This is a genomic window from Pseudoxanthomonas helianthi (genome assembly GCF_017939625.1).
Lineage (GTDB): Bacteria > Pseudomonadota > Gammaproteobacteria > Xanthomonadales > Xanthomonadaceae > Pseudoxanthomonas_A > Pseudoxanthomonas_A helianthi.
The window spans coordinates 364,786-381,417 of sequence record NZ_JAGKTC010000003.1 but is presented as its reverse complement, the minus strand read 5'-3'; the positions used below and the strand labels follow the sequence as shown (position 1 = coordinate 381,417).

Here is a 16,632-nt window from a genome sequence, read left to right as displayed (position 1 = left end):
GAATGACATGGCGGGCCGCGGCCCGCCCTACGAGATACCAAATGTTCGCCACCGTTCCGAATCCGATCCCGGCCCGCATGAAGGGGCTCAACCGCGCCGAAATCTGCGACCGCAACTTCGTCGAATTCGTGCAGGCGTGGAACGGACCGGTCGGCGCCAGGCCGGCGGACAACGCCGCGGTGCTCACCGGCAGCGCGCTGGACGCGCGCGGCTTCGCCGAGCTGCTGGAATCGCAGCTGGTCTCGCGCCACCTCGACCTGATGGCGCGCGTGCTGCGCGTGCAGAACAAGGTCTTCTACACCATCGGTTCCTCGGGCCACGAAGGCAACGCGATGGTCGCGCGGCTGACCCGCCATACCGACCCGGCCTTCCTGCATTACCGTAGCGGCGGCTTCATGGCCGAGCGCTTCCGCAAGCTGCCCGGCATGGATCCGGTGATGGATTCGGCGTTGTCGTTCGCGGCCAGCGCGGAAGATCCGGCTTCCGGTGGTCGCCACAAGGTCTGGGGCAGCAAGCCGTTGTGGGTGCTGCCGCAGACTTCGACCATCGCCTCGCACCTGCCCAAGGCGCTGGGCACGGCCGTCGCCATCGAGCAGGCGCGGCGCATAGGCCATGCCTTGCCTATCCCCGAAGACAGCATCGCGATCTGTTCGTTCGGCGACGCGTCCAGCAACCACGCCACCGCGCAGACTGCGTTCAACACCGCGGCATGGACGGCTTACCAGAAGCTGCCCGCGCCGGTGTTGTTCGTCTGCGAAGACAATGGCATCGGCATCTCGGTGAAGACGCCGGATGGCTGGATCGGGCGCAATTTCCGCGACCGCGCCGACCTGGACTATTTCCATGCCGATGGTCTCGACCTGGCCAATGGCTACGGCCAGGTACAGGCGGCGGTGGAACACTGCCGCCGCACGCGCCGGCCGACCTTCCTGCACCTGCGCACGACCCGGATCATGGGCCACGCCGGCACCGACTTCGAGATCGAATGGCGCTCCATCGAGGAACTGTGCGCGGTCGAAGCCGGCGACCCGCTGCTGCGCAGCGCGGCCATCGCGCTGGAGTCGGGCCTGTATTCGAAGGAAGAGCTGCTGGCGCTGTACGAAGGCATCCGCAAACGCTGCTTCGCCGCTGCCGAGGAAGCCGACCGCCGGCCGAAGATCGCCACGCTGGACGAGGTGATGGCGCCGCTGGCGCCGTATTCGCCGAAGGAAGTGGCGAAGGAAGCCGCACGCGCGCCGGAGCACGACAAGCGCGTCGCCGCGTTCGGTGGCGAGGACAAACTGCCCGAGAAACAGGCGCCGCGCCATCTGGCCATCCAGATCAACAACGCGCTGCACGACCTGTTCTGCAAGTACCCGGAGACGCTGCTGTTCGGCGAGGACGTGGCGCAGAAGGGTGGCGTGTACACCGTGACCAAGGGCTTGCATAAAGCGTTCAAGGGCAGCCGCGTGTTCAACACGTTGCTGGACGAGACGATGATCCTCGGGCTGGCCCAGGGCTACGCCAACATGGGCATGCTGCCGCTGCCGGAAATCCAGTACCTCGCGTATTTCCACAACGCCTGCGACCAGATCCGCGGCGAAGCGGCCAGCCTGCAGTTCTTCAGCAACAACCAGTACCGCAACCCGATGGTCGTGCGCATCGCCGGCCTGGGCTACCAGCGCGGTTTCGGTGGACATTTCCACAACGACAACTCGATCACCGCGCTGCGCGACATCCCGGGACTGGTCGTGGGCTGTCCGTCGCGCGGGGACGATGCGGCGACGATGCTGCGCACGCTGGCCGCGCTGGCCAAGGTCGACGGGCGCGTCACCGCGTTCCTCGAACCGATCGCGCTGTACATGACCAAGGACCTGTACGAAGCGGGCGATGGCCAGTGGTTGACCGAATACCCTGCGCCGGACGAGGCAATGCCATTGGGGGAGGGGCGGATCTACAACGAAGGGGCCGACGACCTGGTCGTCTTCACCTATGGCAACGGCGTGCCGATGAGCTTGCGCGCAGCCCGCACCATCGAAGCGAAGCATGGCTGGAAAGTGCGTGTGGTCGATCTGCGCTGGCTGGTGCCGTTGAACGAAAAGTTCATCGTCGAACAGGCGAAATCGGCCAAACGCATCCTGATCGTCGACGAAGGCCGCCATTCGGCCGGCGTGGGCGAGGGCGTGATCACCGCTATCGCCGAGGGCGGCTATGCGGCGCGCCCGTTCCGGCGCGTGGTCGGCGCCGATACCTACACGCCGCTGGCCGGCGCTGCGTTCCTGGTATTGCCGGGCGACGAGGACATCGTCGCGGCGGCCGACAACCTGGCCTGAACCCGCCATCGAAGGCAGGAGCGCACTTCAGTGCGCGCCTGCGGCTGCTATGCTCGAAGGCCATCGCATTCGAGAAGGGCAAAGCCATGAGCAAACCCAAGATCGCAGTCGTCATCGGCAGCCTGCGCAAGGATTCGTTCAACCGACAGCTCGCGGGCGCGGTGGAAAAACTGGCCGGAGATCGTTTCGAATTCACCGAAGCCGGTATCGGCGGACTCCCGCTGTACAACCAGGACCAGGATGCGGATTTCCCGGCTGCCGGTCTGGCTTTCAAGCAGCAGATCGAAGCGGCGGACGCATTGCTGATCGTCACGCCCGAATACAACCGCTCGGTTCCGGGTGTGCTGAAGAACGCCATCGACACCGGCTCGCGGCCGGCCGGGAAGAACTCGTTCGCCGGCAAGTACGCAGCGGTGATCGGTACTTCCCAGGGCGCGCACGGCACGGTTTCCGCGCAGCAGCACCTGCGCAACGTGCTGTCGGCGGTCAACGTGGCCGTATTGCCGCAGCCCGAAATCGCGCTGCAGTTCAAGGAAGGGCTGATCGACGCCGAGGGCAACATCGCGGACGAGCGCACCCGCAAGTTCCTGCAGGGTTTCCTCGATCGCTTCGAGGCCTGGATACGCAGGCCAGCCTGACGCTCAGCGCGTCAGGCCGTCGCGCAGGCCGATGTCGTTCAAACCGAGCCCGGCGGCGCCAAGCGCGCCAGCCGCGTGCTCCAGCGGCAACACCGCCAGCGCGAGGTACGGTTCGCCCGGTGAAGCGGCCACGATCTTGCCGATGGGCGAACCGTCGAGTTCGATTTCCGCATCGGTGGGAATCGGCGCGGCAGCACCCAACGCCACCAGCCCGCGCTTGGCCTTGCCGAGGAAGTGGGTGCGGGCGACGATTTCCTGGCCCGGATAACAGCCTTTCTTCACGCTGAAGGCCGGCAGCCGTTCCAGCGACAGCTGTTGCGGGGTCCATTGCTCGCGCTGCGATTCCGGCAGGCGCGGCAGGCCATGAAGCAGGTCGAAGGCGAACCAGCGCGCTTGTGCCTGCGCGTCTTCGGCGGCCCGCGTCGTGTCGATGCGCAACGTGCGCGGGCCGCCGTCGGCGCCGAAATCCAGCTCGAGCGATTCGCCGTCGGATGCCGCCTGCGCGCCGCGTGCCGCCATGGGCCTGGAGAAACTGCCGCTGACATGCAGGTCGGGGCGGGCGGCGATCTTCAACTTTCGTCTGAAGACGAAGCGCGCCAGCTGCGCCGCCAGCACCTCGGCGGGGTAATCCGGCGCCAGCAGCAGGAAGTCGTCGTCGGCGCGCCTGAGCAGTGCGAACAGTGCGATCACCCGGCCCTTGGGCGTCAGCCACGCGTTCCATTGCCACTGGCCGCTGGCGAGTTGCGAGACATCGTTGGCGAATTGCGCCTGGGCGAAAGCCGCGGCTTCCGTGCCGTGCAGGCCGACCAGCGTATGGTCGGGCAGGGCGAAAAAAGCGGGTTCCGGCAGGGGCAGGTTGTCAGCCACGGGGGCGGGGATTAAAATTTTGTGCGTTGCGAGATCATCATGATAGGCGAAACACCTCCCGTCTCCGAGCATTCCGTCGACGCCGTTCCTGCAACGCAGAAGCCCGTCGAAGGCGATGTGCCGAAGGAAACGTGCCTGCCCAGGGAGCTGGGCGGACGCGACGGCCCCGAGCCGACGCGTTACGGCGATTGGGAAAAGAACGGACGCTGCATCGACTTCTGAGCAGCGTCACCCAGCCACGCGAGGCAGGCAGAAGCATTCGGCCTGACCCGCACAGCCGAGACAACGAGCAGCGCATGGCGAGCCGTCCACGTCCGCTTTCCCCGCACATGCAGGTGTACCGCTGGCAGGCCCAGATGGTCACCTCCATCATCCACCGCGCGACCGGGATCATCCTCTCCGTCGGCGCCTTGCTGATCGCCGCCGCATTGCTGGCGATGGTCACCGGCCCGGAGGCCTGGGACTGCGTGCGGGCCTGCGCGGGATCGTGGCTGGGCCGGATCGTGCTGATCGGCTGGACCTGGTCCTTCGCATACCACCTGGTCAACGGCATCCGCCACCTGCTGCAGGACGCCGGCTACGGCTTCAGCATCCCGGCCTTCGTCCGCAACAGCTGGATTTCGATCATCGGCAGCGTGGTGCTGACCGCCATCATCTGGGGCGCGGTCGCCGCGCAGGGAGGCCTGTCGTGAGCGCCAACAACGACAAGTTCCGCACTCCGCTGAAGGTCGCGCGCGGCCTGGGTTCGGCCAAGACCGGCGTGCACCATTTCGCCGTGCAGCGGATCACCGCGATCGCGCTGGTCTTCCTCTCTTGCTGGTTCGTCTGGTTCGTCGTCGGCCTGATGCAGGCCGATTACCTCACCGCCAGCGATGCGGTGGCCCGGCCATGGAACGCGACCCTGCTGATCGCCTTCCTGGCGGCGATGTTCTGGCACGCCCAGCTGGGCCTGCAGGTGATCATCGAAGATTACGTGCACAGCGCGGGCCTGGCCGTGCTGGCCCAGATCGCCGTGCGTTTCGTCTGCATCCTCGGCGCGCTGGCCAGCGTGTTCGCCGTGGTCATCATTGCGTTGGGGAACTGATCCGATGTCGGCATACAAGATCACCGAACACAAGTACGACATGGTCGTGGTCGGCGCCGGCGGCGCGGGCCTGCGCGCGACCTTCGGCCTGGCGGCCAAGGGCCTGCAGACCGTGTGCCTGACCAAGGTGTTCCCGACCCGCTCGCATACCGTGGCGGCGCAGGGCGGCATCTCGGCTGCGCTGGGCAACATGGGCAAGGACGACTGGCGCTTCCACTTCTTCGACACCATCAAGGGTTCGGACTGGCTGGGCGACCAGGACGCGATCGAATACATGTGCCGCGAAGCGATCCCGGCGATCATCGAGCTCGAGCACTACGGCGTGCCGTTCTCGCGCACCGAGGAAGGCAAGATCTACCAGCGCCCGTTCGGCGGCATGACCACCGAATACGGCGAGGGCCCGCCGGCGCAACGCACCTGCGCCGCCGCCGACCGCACCGGCCACGCGATGCTGCACACGCTGTACCAGCAATCGCTCAAGCACGACGCGCGCTTCATGATCGAGTACTTCGCGCTCGACCTGATCTTCGACGAAGAAGGCGTGTGCCGCGGCGTGCTGGCCCTGGACATGGCCGAAGGCACGCTGCACCTGTTCCGCGCCCAGGGCGTGGTGCTGGCCACCGGCGGCTACGGCCGCGCGTACTTCTCCGCGACTTCCGCCCACACCTGCACCGGCGACGGTGGCGGCCTGGTGATGCGCGCCGGCCTGCCGATGCAGGACATGGAATTCGTGCAGTTCCATCCGACCGGCATCTACGGCGCCGGCTGCCTGATCACCGAAGGCGTGCGCGGCGAAGGCGGCATCCTGCGCAACAGCAACGGCGAGCGCTTCATGGAGCGCTACGCCCCGCACTACAAGGACCTGGCTTCGCGCGACGTGGTGTCGCGTTCGATGACCATCGAGATCCGCGAAGGCCGTGGCGTCGGCGAGCACAAGGACCACATCCTGCTCGACCTGACCCACCTCGGCCCGGAAGTGATCCACGAGAAGCTGCCGGGCATCGCCGAAAGCGCGCGCATCTTCGCCGGCGTCGACGTGACCAAGCAGCCGATCCCGGTGCTGCCGACCGTGCACTACAACATGGGCGGCATCCCCACCAACTACCACGGCGAAGTGGTGCGCAAGGTCGGCGACGACCCGGATGCGGTGGTGCCGGGCCTGTACGCGATCGGCGAGGCCGCCTGCGTGTCGGTGCACGGCGCCAATCGCCTGGGCTCGAACTCGCTGCTCGACCTGGTCGTGTTCGGCCGCGCGGTGGCCAACCGCTGCGCCGAGACGATCAAGCCGAACGCGCCGCACAAGCCGTTGGCGGCCGATGCCTGCGACAAGGCGCTGGGCCTGCTGGACAAGCTGCGCAATGCCAACGGCGGCACGCCGACCGCGGTGATCCGCGACCGCATGCAGCGCACCATGCAATCCGACGCGGCGGTGTTCCGCACCGAGAAATCGCTGCAGGAAGGCTGCACGAAGATGGCCGACATCTTCGCCAGCTTCGAGGACGTCAAGGTCTCCGATCGTTCGCTGGTGTGGAACTCGGACCTGATCGAAACCTACGAGCTGAACAACCTGCTGCTCAACGCGGTGGCGACGATCAACTCCGCCGAACAGCGCCACGAAAGCCGCGGCGCCCACGCGCGCGAGGATTACCCCGACCGCGACGATGCCAACTGGCAGAAACACACCCTGGTCAGCGTCGACGACAAGGGCACTTGCAGCTTCGACTACCGCCCGGTGCACATGTACACGCTCACCGACGACGTGGCCGTGGTGCCGCCGAAGCCGCGCGTCTACTGATCCGGGAGAGAACCGACCATGGCCGAATTCACCCTCCCGAAGAACTCGAAGGTCCAGCCGGGCAAGCATTTCCCGGCGAAGGGCGCGACCAAGGTGCGCACCTTCAAGGTGTACCGCTGGAGCCCCGACGACGACCAGAACCCGCGCACCGACACTTACGAGATCGACCTCGACAAGTGCGGCCCGATGGTCCTGGACGCGCTGATCAAGATCAAGAACGAGATCGACCCCACGCTGACCTTTCGTCGCTCGTGCCGCGAAGGCATCTGCGGTTCGTGCGCGATGAACATCGATGGCACCAACACGCTGGCCTGCACCAAGGCGATCGACGACTGCAAGAAGGCCGAGGTACCGATCTATCCGCTGCCGCACATGGAAGTGGTCAAGGACCTGGTGCCGGACCTGACCCATTTCTACGCGCAGTACGCGTCGATCAAGCCGTGGATCCGCACCCAGACCCCGCCGCCGCCAGACCGCGAACGCCTGCAGTCGCCGGAAGACCGCAAGAAGATCGACGGCCTGTACGAGTGCATCCTGTGCGCGTGCTGCTCGACTTCGTGCCCCAGCTACTGGTGGAACGGCGAACGCTACCTGGGCCCGGCGATCCTGCTGCAGGCCTACCGCTGGATCGTCGATTCGCGCGACGAGGACACCGGTGCGCGCCTGGACGACCTGGAAGATCCGTTCAAGCTGTACCGCTGCCACACCATCATGAACTGCGCGCGGACCTGCCCGAAGGGTTTGAACCCCGCGCTGGCCATCGCCGAGATCAAGAAGCTGATGCTGGCGCGCACGGCCTGATCATCGGTTCGCACGCAACGAAGAAGCCCGGCAATGCCGGGCTTTTTTGTTTATCCAAGCGAGAAAATTCGTCGTGGGAGCGACGTAAGTCGCGAGGCTTTTGGTGACGGAAATGCAAAAGCTTCGCGACTTACGTCGCTCCCACATGGGTGGTCCTGGCTATTTGATCCGCTGCTTGTCCAGCTTGCGGGCAAGCGTCCGTCGATGCATGCCCAACCGCCGCGCGGTCTCGGAGATATTGAAGCCGGTTTCGGCCAAAGTCTCGTGGATGCGTTCCCACTCCAGCGTCTTGATCGAAGTCTTGCGCTCGGTCAGGCCGACTTCTGCATCGCCCTCGTTGCGCTTGAACGCTTCCTCGATGTCGTCGCTGTTCGAAGGCTTGGCCAAGTAATGGCGCGCGCCGAGCTTGATCGCCTCGACCGCGGTGGCGATGCTGGCGTAGCCGGTCAGCACCACGATGCGCATCTGCGGGTCGTGCGCGTGCAGCGCCTTGACGCAGGCCAGTCCAGAATCGCCGCCGGCCAGCTTCAAGTCGACGACGGCGTGGGTGGGTGGGAATTCGTCGAGCAAGGACTGCAGGGCCTCCAGCCCGTCGGCTTGGCGAACCGCGTAGCCCCGGCGCTCGAACGAGCGCGCCAGCGTGCGGGCGAAGGCGGCATCGTCCTCGACGATCAACAGCCGCTTGTCGCCATCATTCGGCATCGTCCGCATCCTCTTCTTCGCCGTCGAGCGTCAGCGCCGACAACGGCAAGGTCACTGTCACCACGGCGCCCTGCGTGGCATTGCGCGCGGTCAAGGTGCCGCCCAGGCTGCGGGCGACGTTGACCGACAGAAACAGGCCCAGCCCGTGGCCGGGTTCGTCCTTGCTGGACTGGTAGGGCTTGCCCAGTTGGGCCAGCATCGCCGGCGCGAAACCGGGGCCGTGGTCGGCGACTTCGACCACGACGTCGCCCTCGGCCAGCGCAACGTTCATCGCCACGCGTTTCGGCGAGGCTTCCAGCGCATTGTCCAGCACGTTGGCGATCATCTGCTTCAGTCCCGCATCGGAGACGATCAGCGGATTTTCCGCGCATTGGTTCGCATAGTCGAATCGCTGCACCGGACGCGTGTTCAGCCATTCCTCGGCCAGCTCGTCGAAGAAATCGCGCAGGCGCACCTGTTCCGGCGCTTCGCCGCGGGTTTCGCCGGCCGATTGCAGGATGCCGGTGACGATCGCCTTGCAACGCAGCACCTGCGCCTGCATCTCCACCACGTCCTGCAGCAGTTCGGGATCGGAGGCGAAGTGGGGCAGGTGCTGCCAGTCGCCGAGGATCACCGCCAGCGTCGAAAGCGGCGTGCCCAGTTCATGCGCTGCGCCCGAGGCGAGCAAACCCATGCGCACGATGTGTTCTTCTTCGGCGGCGCGCTGGCGCATGGCCGCGAGGCGGGCGTCGCGCTCGCGCAGGATCCGGCCGATGCGGGTGATGAACACCACCAGCAGTACCGCGACCAGCGCGAAGCAGATTACCAGGCCTTGCACGTACAGCGAGTCGAGCCCCTGCGACAAGTCGGTCGCAACGGTGACCGGCCCCGGATACAGCGCCAGCCACAACAGGCAACCCGTGGTCGCGGCGGCGACGACCCAGCTCGCCGCCGTGCGCAGCAGCACCGCGCCCAGCACCACATGCAACAGGAACAGGAACACGAACGGGTTGGTCAGCCCACCGCTGTAGTGCAGTTGCGCGGTCAGCGTGGCCACGTCGACCAGCAGTGCGAGCAGCAGGGCGCGGTTGGCGACCCGCTTGCGCCGCTTCAGCACGAACTGGCTGGCGACGTTATAGGCGACCAGCGCAGCCAGCACCCACAGCATCGGCTCCAGCGGCAGGGCGATGCGCAGGCCGAAATGGACGAAGGCGATGGCCAACACCTGGCCGACCACGGCGATCCAGCGCAACTGGATCAGCTGCTGCAGGTTGCGCAGACCCGCACTCGACCAGCGATCAGGCTGTTGGGAACCGCGCGACGGCGGGAGATCAGGATGGGCGGCGGGGGAAAGCGGCATCGGCCAGGGCGATCATTCGCGGAAGCCGCCATGGTGCCGCAAACGTCGCCCGGACGAAAACACGCGCCAACCGCCGTAAAGCGACAGCAGGGCCAAGGCAAACCAGGTCAGCGCGTATTGCAGGTGCTGGTTGCGGAAGCGCACCACGGTCATGCCGCCGGCGGGCCACTCCGGGCCGGAGGCATCGCGTTCGGCGTCGACGAAGAAGGGCGCCACTTCGCCCAGTCCCCGCGCTCGGGCGATCGCCGCCACGTCGCGCGAATACCAGCGATCCCGCGCCGGATCGTTGCGGCGCAGGAAGCCGCCGCGCGGTTCGCTCAATCGCAAGAGGCCGATGACGCGCGCGCGGTCGCCGGCGGGCGTGGCATCGCCGCGCCAGTCGTTCGGCACGAAACCCCGATTGACCAGCACCACCTCGCCCGCATCGGTGCGCAACGGAGTCAGCAGCCACCACCCGGGGCCGCGCTCGGTGACGGCCTGCACGCGGGCGTCGTGGGCGGGCAGGTAACGGCCTTCGACGGCCACGCGCCGGTATTCGTCGCGCGGCGCGGAAACGTTCGGCCAATCGGCCTTCGGCGGTATGGGAACAGGCGGGGCGTGGATGCGCGCATCCACGCGCTCGATCAGTTCGCGCTTCCATTGCAGGCGCTGCACCTGCCAGGCGCCGAGCGAGCAGAATCCGACGAACGCCAGCGCCAGCAAGGAGAGGAAAACGACGGTACGCACGCCCCATTCCTCTCCGTTCGACCTCGGTCTCAAGGCATGTTGCGCATGTCGTGCGCCGAGGCCGGCATCATGTTGCTGTTCATGTGGTGCATGACCCACATCGAACCGGCCAGGGTGATGACCACCAGCACCAGGGTGAAGATCAGCGCCAGCATGTTCCAGCCGCCTTCCGACTTGGTGTTCATGTGCAGGAAATAGATCATGTGCACGACGATCTGCACCGCGGCGAAGGCCAGGATCACCGCGGCCGCCATGCCCGGATTGGCGATGACCTTGCCCATGATCAGCCAGAACGGGATCGCCGTCAGCACCACCGAAAGCAGGAAGCCGGTGACGTAGCCGCGCAGGGTCACGTGGGCGTGGCCGCCTTCCTCGTGGTGGGCGTCGTGGTCGTGGTTGTGGTCGTGGTGGGATTCGCTCATGGCAGCACGCCCATCAGGTAGACGAAGGTGAAGACGCCGATCCAGACGACGTCGAGGAAGTGCCAGAACATCGACAGGCACAGCAGGCGGCGCTGGTTGGCCGCGGTCAGCCCGGTCTTCGCCACCTGGGTCATCAGCACGACCAGCCAGACGATGCCGAAGGTCACGTGCAGGCCATGGGTGCCGACCAGGGCGAAGAACGACGACAGGAACCCGCTGCGCTGCGGACCGGCGCCTTCATGGATCAGGTGGTTGAATTCGTACAGTTCCACGCCGAGGAAGCCGGCACCGAACAGCCCGGTGATCGCCAGCCAGGCCAGCACCGCGCGCGGCTGCCGGTTCTGCATGGCGATCATCGCGAAGCCGTAGGTGATCGACGAGAACAGCAGCAGCGCGGTGTTGACCGCGACCAGCGGCAGGTCGAACAGCTCGGCGCCGGTGGGGCCGGCGGCGTAGTTGCGGCCGAGCACGCCGTAGGTCGCGAACAGGCAGGCGAAGATGAGGCAGTCGCTCATCAGGTACAGCCAGAACCCGAGCAGGGTGCCGTTCTGCGGATGGTGGCGCGCCTCGGTATCCAGGAACACCGGCTTGCCGTCGGGCAGGGTGGTGGCGATGGCGTCAGACATGGGCGTTCAGCAGCTCCGTGCGCGCGTTTTCGGTGCGGACCACTTCATCGGCGGGAATGTGGTAATCGCGGTCGTAGTTGAAGGTATGGACGATGGCGGCCACCAGCAGCGCGGCGAACGCCACTGCCGCCAGCCACCAGATGTGCCAGATCAGGGCGAAGCCGATGGCCGTGCTCAACCCGGCCAGGACGATGCCGGCGGCGGTGTTCTTCGGCATGTGGATGGCCTTGAAACCCTGCAGCGGACGACGGAAGCCGCGCTGCTTCATGTCCCACCACGCATCGTTGTCGTGCACCACCGGGGTGAACGCGAAGTTGTAGTCCGGCGGCGGCGACGAGGTCGACCATTCCAGCGAACGCGCATCCCACGGGTCGCCGCTGGCGTCGCGCAGCGCATGGCGGCGGCGGAAGCTGACGAAGATGTCGATCAGGAAGCAGGCGATGCCGATGGCGATCAGCACGGCGCCGAACGCCGCGATGACGAACCAGATCCGCAGCGAGGGATCGTCGAAGTGGCTCAGGCGGCGAGTCACGCCCATCAGGCCCAGCACGTACAGCGGGGTGAACGCGAACCAGTAGCCCGCGAACCAGAACCAGAACGACATCCTTCCCCAGAACGGGTCCAGCTTGAAGCCGAACGCCTTCGGGAACCAGAAGGTCATGCCCGCGAACAGGCCGAACACCACGCCGCCGATGATCACGTTGTGGAAGTGCGCGATCAGGAACAGGCTGTTGTGCAGCACGAAGTCCGCCGGGGGCACCGCCAGCAGCACGCCGGTCATGCCGCCGACCACGAAGGTGACCATGAAACCCAGCGTCCACAGCATCGGCACTTCCAGGCGGATGCGACCACGGTACATGGTGAACAGCCAGTTGAAGATCTTCGCCCCGGTCGGGATCGAGATGATCATCGTGGTGATGCCGAAGAACGAGTTGACGCTGGCGCCGGAACCCATGGTGAAGAAGTGGTGCAGCCATACCAGGTACGACAGGATGGTGATGCACACCGTCGCGTAGACCATCGAGCTGTAGCCGAACAGGCGCTTGCCGCAGAACGTCGCCACCACTTCGGAATAGATGCCGAAGCAGGGCAGGATCAGGATGTACACCTCCGGGTGGCCCCAGATCCAGATCAGGTTCACGTACATCATGGCGTTGCCGCCAAGATCGTTGGTAAAGAAGTGCGTGCCCAGGTAGCGGTCCAGGGTCAGCAGGGCCAGCACCGCGGTCAGCACCGGGAACGACACCACGATCAGCACGTTGGTGCACAGTGCAGTCCAGGTGAAGATCGGCATCTTCATCAGGTCCATGCCCGGCGCGCGCATCTTGACGATGGTCGCGATCAGGTTGATGCCCGACAACGTCGTGCCGACGCCTGCCACCTGCAGTCCCCAGATGTAGTAATCGACGCCGACCCCGGGACTGTATTCGATGCCCGACAGCGGCACGTAGGCCAGCCAGCCCGCGGTGGAGAACTCGCCCACGAACAGCGACAGCATCACCAGCGCCGCGCCGCCCACGGTCATCCAGAAGCTGAAATTGTTGAGGAACGGGAAGGCCACGTCGCGCGCGCCGATCTGCAGCGGCACCAGGTAGTTCATCAGGCCGGTGACCAGCGGCATCGCCACGAAGAAGATCATGATCACGCCATGGGCGGTGAAGATCTGGTCGTAGTGGTGCGGCGGCAGGTAGCCGAGGTTGTCGCCGAAAGCCATCGCCTGCTGCAGGCGCATCATCAGCGCGTCGGAGAAGCCGCGCAGCAGCATCACCAGGCCCAGCACCATGTACATGATGCCGATCTTCTTGTGGTCGATGCTGGTGAACCAGTCGCGCCACAGCGTGCCCCACAGCTTGTACTTGGTGATCACGGCCAGCAGCGCCAGGCCGCCGACGGCGACGCCGGCGAAGGTGGCGACCAGGATCGGCTCGTGGTAGGGGATCGCGTCCAGGCTCAGGCGACCGAGCAGGGCGGAGGATTCGGGGGCTTTGGCGGCTTGTTCCAACATGTCCGGTTCCGGAATCAGGGTGCCAGGTCGGGGCGCGTCGCGCTGGCGACGCGCGTGGTGGCGGGCCGCTCGGTGGCGAGCAGCGGCTTGGAATCGACCTCGCACATCGGCGAAGGCACGAACGGCTGGCCATCGGCGGCCGTGCGCAGTGCGACCCTCTGGCGTGCAGGCGTCTGCCGCGCGTCGACCGCCATCATTTCGCTCATGCACATGCGGTTGGCGTCGGCACAGCGGTTGACGATGGCTTCGAACAGGCCGGCGTCCACGCTGGCGTAGCGGCGCACGGGTTCGCGTTCGCTGGGCTTGGCCAGGCGCAGGTATTCATCGCGTTGCAATGCGCCGCCGCCGCCTTTCGCCCCGGCGACCCAGCTTTCGAAGCCAGCCTCGTCGGTGGCACGGAAGCCGAAGCGCATGTGCGAGAACCCGGCGCCGCTATAGTTCGACGAGAAGCCTTCGTACTGGCCTTGCTTGTCGATCACCGCGTGCAGCTTGGTCTCCATGCCGGGCATGGTGTAGATCATCCCGGCCAGCGCGGGCACGTAGAACGCGTTCATCACGTTCGACGAAGTCAGGTGGAACTCGATCGGCCGATCCACCGGCGCGACCAGTTCGTTGACCGTGGCGACGCCTTGTTCCGGGTAGATGAACAACCACTTCCAGTCCAGCGACACCACTTCCACGACCAACGGCTTGGTTTCCGCCGGCACCGGCTTGCCCGGGGCGAGGCGGGCCAGCGGACGATACGGGTCCAGCGTATGCGTGGTGATCCAGGTCACCGCGCCCAGGGCGATGATGATCAGCAGAGGCGCGGCCCAGATCAGCAGTTCGAGCTGGGTCGAATGGTCCCAGTCGGGCTTGTAGGTGGCCTGGGCGTTGGAAGCGCGGTAACGCCAAGCGAAGAACAGGGTCAGCGCGATCACCGGGACGATGATCAGCAGCATCAGCACGGTGGCGACGACGATCAGGTTGCCCTGTTGCGCGGCCACATCGCCGGGCGCATTCAGCACGACGGTGTTGCAGCCGGCCAGCGACAGGGCGGCCACTGCCGCAGCCGTGCGCTGGATCAAGGTTTTCGCTCTGTTCATCGCGGGGCGCCTGGGAACGTGCCTTAAAGAGATGCCGTAAGACCGCAGCAGCGGTCGTATGGGTGTACTTTAGTCCGCAGGGGCGGGCGGGACGATTGGACGTTTTGTCCTATGGTCCGCTGCCGCCGATGGTGGGAAGCTAGCATGGTCGGCAGCCCGCCCCGTGCATCGCCGTCCCATTCTGGCCCAAACGGTCCTTCCGATGTCCGCGAATCCTTCGCCCGTGAACACTGTGTCAACGACTACGCTGCACGACCATGGTGCGAAAAGCCACCACGAAGTCGCCCCGGGCGAGATCGCCGTCGGCGTGGTGGTCGGCCGCACCTCAGAATATTTCGACTTCTTCGTCTATGGCATCGCCTCGGCGTTGGTATTCCCGTCGGTGTTCTTCCCGTTCGCGTCGACCAGGCTCGAGGCCACGCTGCTGTCGTTCGCGGTGTTCGCGCTGGCTTTCGTCGCGCGTCCGTTCGGCACCATGCTGTTCCTGTGGATCCAGCGCCGCTGGGGCCGCGGCACCAAGCTGACCGCCGCACTGTTCCTGCTGGGCACGTGCACGGCGGGCATCGCCTTCCTGCCGGGCTACGGCAAGATCGGCATGCTGTCGGTCGTGCTGCTGTCGGTGTTCCGTTTCTTCCAGGGCATCGCGCTGGGCGGCTCGTGGGACGGCCTGCCGTCGCTGCTTGCGCTCAACGCGCCCAAGCGGCGCCGCGGCTGGTACGCGATGCTCGGCCAGCTCGGCGCCCCGGCAGGCTTCATCGTTGCCGCCGGTCTGTTCGCCTATCTCTACGCCAGCCTGCCGCTGGAAGAAGTGCTGGACTGGGGCTGGCGCTATCCGTTCTTCGCCGCCTTCGCGATCAACGTGGTGGCGCTGTTCGCGCGGCTGCGCCTGGTGGTGACAGAGGAATACTCGCAGAAGATGGACGAACAGGAGCTCGAGCCGCTGCGCGTGACCGAGCTGCTGCGCGCGCGCGGCCCCTACGTGGCCATCGCCGCGTTCAGCGCGCTGGCCAGCTATGCGCTGTTCCATATCGTCACCATCTTCCCGCTGTCGTGGATCGCGTTGTTCTCCGACCAGTCGGTGCCGCAATTCCTGGTGGTGCAGATCCTCGGCGGCTTCCTCGCGATGGGCGGCATCGTCGCTTCCGGCTACATCGCCGACCGCCTGACCCGCCGGCGCACGCTCGGCGCGCTGGCCGTGGGCATCGCTGCGTTCAGCGGCTTCGCGCCGACCCTGCTCGGCGCGGGCACGGTGGGGCAGGACGTGTTCATCCTGGTCGGCTTCGCCCTGCTGGGCCTGTCCTACGGGCAGGCGGCGGGCGCGCTGAACGCCAATTTCGGCGACCGCTACCGCTACACCGGCGCGGCCTTCAGCAACGACATCGCCTGGCTGATCGGCGCGGCCTTCGCCCCGCTGGTGGCGCTGGGCCTGTGCGCGCACTTCGGCCTGGCCTATGTCGGCGCCTACCTGCTGTCCGGCGCACTGGCCACGCTGGCCGCGCTCGGCGTCAACCGCTGGCTGCGAATGAAGCGCGAAGCCGCGAAGTGAGCGGGGCAGGCGAAGACGTCGAACTCAAGCGCGTGCGCTGGCGCAGCCGGCGCGGCATGCGCGAACTCGACCGGCTGTTCGATCGATACCTCGATCGCGAATGGGCGCAATCTTCCGACGCGCAACGCGGGGTTTTCCTACAACTGCTGGAATGCGAAGACGATAGGCTCTGGCGCTGGTTCATGGGCTACGAGGCCTGTCCCGATGCCGCACTCCAGCCGCTGGTCGAACACATCCGCACCCTGCAGGATTGAGTGGCGTCCCTCGCGCGCCTTGGCGGGCGCGATCCTTGGCCTTGCCGTTCTGGCCGCGTTTTCCGTACAGGCTTCCGAAATGCCGCGACCGCTGGCTTGGCCCGTGGCCTTGTTCGTCCTGGCCTGGGGCGGATGGCGCGCCCGGCGCGAGTTGCGGCGGGCGCGTCGCGAGTGGGTCTTTCCCGGCAGCGATGCGCCGGTATTGCTTGATGGCGAGCCAGTGGCGGCCGTGCAGCTGGAATGGCGCGGCCCCTTGGCTTTCGTTCGCTGGCGCGCACGCAGCGGCAGGGTCGGGCGGCTGTCCTGGTGGCCGGATACTTTGCCGGCCGCGCGGCGACGTGAACTGCGTCTGGCCGCGCTGCCGGGCAAGGCTACGCGTTCGCGGCCGGCGATGGCACCATACGCGGGATAGCCCGAAGGCGCTCACGTC

The 16,632-nt window shown here is 66.3% G+C and carries 18 protein-coding genes; 10 read left to right on the top strand and 8 right to left on the bottom strand.

The annotated features are described in order from the left end of the window. The first annotated feature begins 41 nt into the window (after positions 1-41). Both J5837_RS13565 and J5837_RS13560 read left to right on the top strand, forming a co-directional pair. Positions 42-2,312: a thiamine pyrophosphate-dependent enzyme gene (locus J5837_RS13565; RefSeq protein ID WP_210537297.1), complete on the top strand. Its 2,271-nt coding sequence runs from the start codon at positions 42-44 to the stop codon at positions 2,310-2,312. An 86-nt stretch (positions 2,313-2,398) separates the two neighbouring features. Continuing rightward, a complete protein-coding gene (locus J5837_RS13560; protein ID WP_210537296.1) occupies positions 2,399-2,950 on the top strand; it encodes an NADPH-dependent FMN reductase in 552 nt (183 codons plus the stop codon). A 3-nt stretch (positions 2,951-2,953) separates the two neighbouring features. Here J5837_RS13560 and ygfZ read toward each other — a convergent pair whose 3' ends face one another. Next, on the bottom strand, positions 2,954-3,817 hold the full coding sequence (gene ygfZ, locus J5837_RS13555) for a CAF17-like 4Fe-4S cluster assembly/insertion protein YgfZ (protein WP_342345552.1): 864 nt from the start codon (positions 3,815-3,817) through the stop codon (positions 2,954-2,956). A gap of 21 nt (positions 3,818-3,838) precedes the next feature. Here ygfZ and J5837_RS13550 point away from each other — a divergent pair, with 21 nt between their 5' ends. From J5837_RS13550 to J5837_RS13530, 5 genes are all read left to right on the top strand, one after another. Further along, positions 3,839-4,039, top strand: a complete 201-nt coding sequence (locus tag J5837_RS13550) for a DUF1674 domain-containing protein (RefSeq protein WP_342345551.1) — start codon at positions 3,839-3,841, stop codon at positions 4,037-4,039. A gap of 74 nt (positions 4,040-4,113) precedes the next feature. Then, positions 4,114-4,509 carry a succinate dehydrogenase, cytochrome b556 subunit gene (gene sdhC, locus J5837_RS13545; RefSeq protein ID WP_210537293.1) on the top strand — a complete coding sequence of 132 codons (396 nt, stop codon included), beginning with the start codon at positions 4,114-4,116 and terminating at the stop codon, positions 4,507-4,509. Then, positions 4,506-4,901 carry a succinate dehydrogenase, hydrophobic membrane anchor protein gene (gene sdhD, locus J5837_RS13540; protein WP_210537292.1) on the top strand — a complete coding sequence of 132 codons (396 nt, stop codon included), beginning with the start codon at positions 4,506-4,508 and terminating at the stop codon, positions 4,899-4,901. The genes sdhC and sdhD overlap by 4 nt, the downstream gene beginning before the upstream one ends. Positions 4,902-4,905: 4 nt before the next feature. Then, complete coding sequence (gene sdhA / locus J5837_RS13535) at positions 4,906-6,696, top strand: succinate dehydrogenase flavoprotein subunit (RefSeq protein ID WP_210537291.1); 1,791 nt, start codon at positions 4,906-4,908, stop codon at positions 6,694-6,696. An 18-nt stretch (positions 6,697-6,714) separates the two neighbouring features. Next, complete coding sequence (locus tag J5837_RS13530) at positions 6,715-7,497, top strand: succinate dehydrogenase iron-sulfur subunit (RefSeq protein WP_210537290.1); 783 nt, start codon at positions 6,715-6,717, stop codon at positions 7,495-7,497. A 159-nt stretch (positions 7,498-7,656) separates the two neighbouring features. Here J5837_RS13530 and J5837_RS13525 read toward each other — a convergent pair whose 3' ends face one another. The 7 genes from J5837_RS13525 to cyoA are packed head-to-tail and all read right to left on the bottom strand — an operon-like array spanning position 7,657 to position 14,402. Beyond that, a complete protein-coding gene (locus J5837_RS13525) occupies positions 7,657-8,199 on the bottom strand; it encodes a response regulator transcription factor (protein WP_244755956.1) in 543 nt (180 codons plus the stop codon). Beyond that, entirely contained in the window at positions 8,189-9,538 is a 1,350-nt protein-coding gene (locus J5837_RS13520; protein ID WP_210537288.1) for an ATP-binding protein, read from the bottom strand. The genes J5837_RS13525 and J5837_RS13520 overlap by 11 nt, the downstream gene beginning before the upstream one ends. A 12-nt stretch (positions 9,539-9,550) precedes the next feature. Next, on the bottom strand, positions 9,551-10,264 hold the full coding sequence (locus J5837_RS13515; RefSeq protein WP_342345550.1) for an SURF1 family protein: 714 nt from the start codon (positions 10,262-10,264) through the stop codon (positions 9,551-9,553). Between the two features lie 29 nt (positions 10,265-10,293). Then, entirely contained in the window at positions 10,294-10,686 is a 393-nt protein-coding gene (gene cyoD, locus J5837_RS13510) for a cytochrome o ubiquinol oxidase subunit IV (protein WP_210537286.1), read from the bottom strand. Continuing rightward, a complete protein-coding gene (gene cyoC / locus J5837_RS13505) occupies positions 10,683-11,312 on the bottom strand; it encodes a cytochrome o ubiquinol oxidase subunit III (RefSeq protein WP_210537285.1) in 630 nt (209 codons plus the stop codon). Before cyoC ends, cyoD begins: the two co-directional genes overlap by 4 nt. Continuing rightward, complete coding sequence (gene cyoB / locus J5837_RS13500; protein WP_210537576.1) at positions 11,305-13,278, bottom strand: cytochrome o ubiquinol oxidase subunit I; 1,974 nt, start codon at positions 13,276-13,278, stop codon at positions 11,305-11,307. Before cyoB ends, cyoC begins: the two co-directional genes overlap by 8 nt. A 53-nt stretch (positions 13,279-13,331) precedes the next feature. Further along, on the bottom strand, positions 13,332-14,402 hold the full coding sequence (cyoA, locus tag J5837_RS13495) for a ubiquinol oxidase subunit II (protein WP_210537284.1): 1,071 nt from the start codon (positions 14,400-14,402) through the stop codon (positions 13,332-13,334). Between the two features lie 223 nt (positions 14,403-14,625). Here cyoA and J5837_RS13490 point away from each other — a divergent pair, with 223 nt between their 5' ends. The 3 genes from J5837_RS13490 to J5837_RS13480 all read left to right on the top strand — a co-directional run bounded on the left by J5837_RS13490 (position 14,626) and on the right by J5837_RS13480 (position 16,614). Beyond that, the gene (locus J5837_RS13490; RefSeq protein WP_342345549.1) at positions 14,626-15,948 is read left to right on the top strand and encodes an MFS transporter; all 1,323 of its coding nucleotides are present in this window, start codon (positions 14,626-14,628) and stop codon (positions 15,946-15,948) included. A gap of 56 nt (positions 15,949-16,004) precedes the next feature. Further along, a complete protein-coding gene (locus tag J5837_RS13485) occupies positions 16,005-16,202 on the top strand; it encodes an FAD assembly factor SdhE (RefSeq protein ID WP_210537575.1) in 198 nt (65 codons plus the stop codon). Positions 16,203-16,281: 79 nt separating this feature from the next. Further along, positions 16,282-16,614, top strand: coding sequence for a hypothetical protein (locus tag J5837_RS13480; RefSeq protein WP_244755955.1), 333 nt, complete (start codon positions 16,282-16,284; stop codon positions 16,612-16,614). Positions 16,615-16,632: the final 18 nt, after the last annotated feature.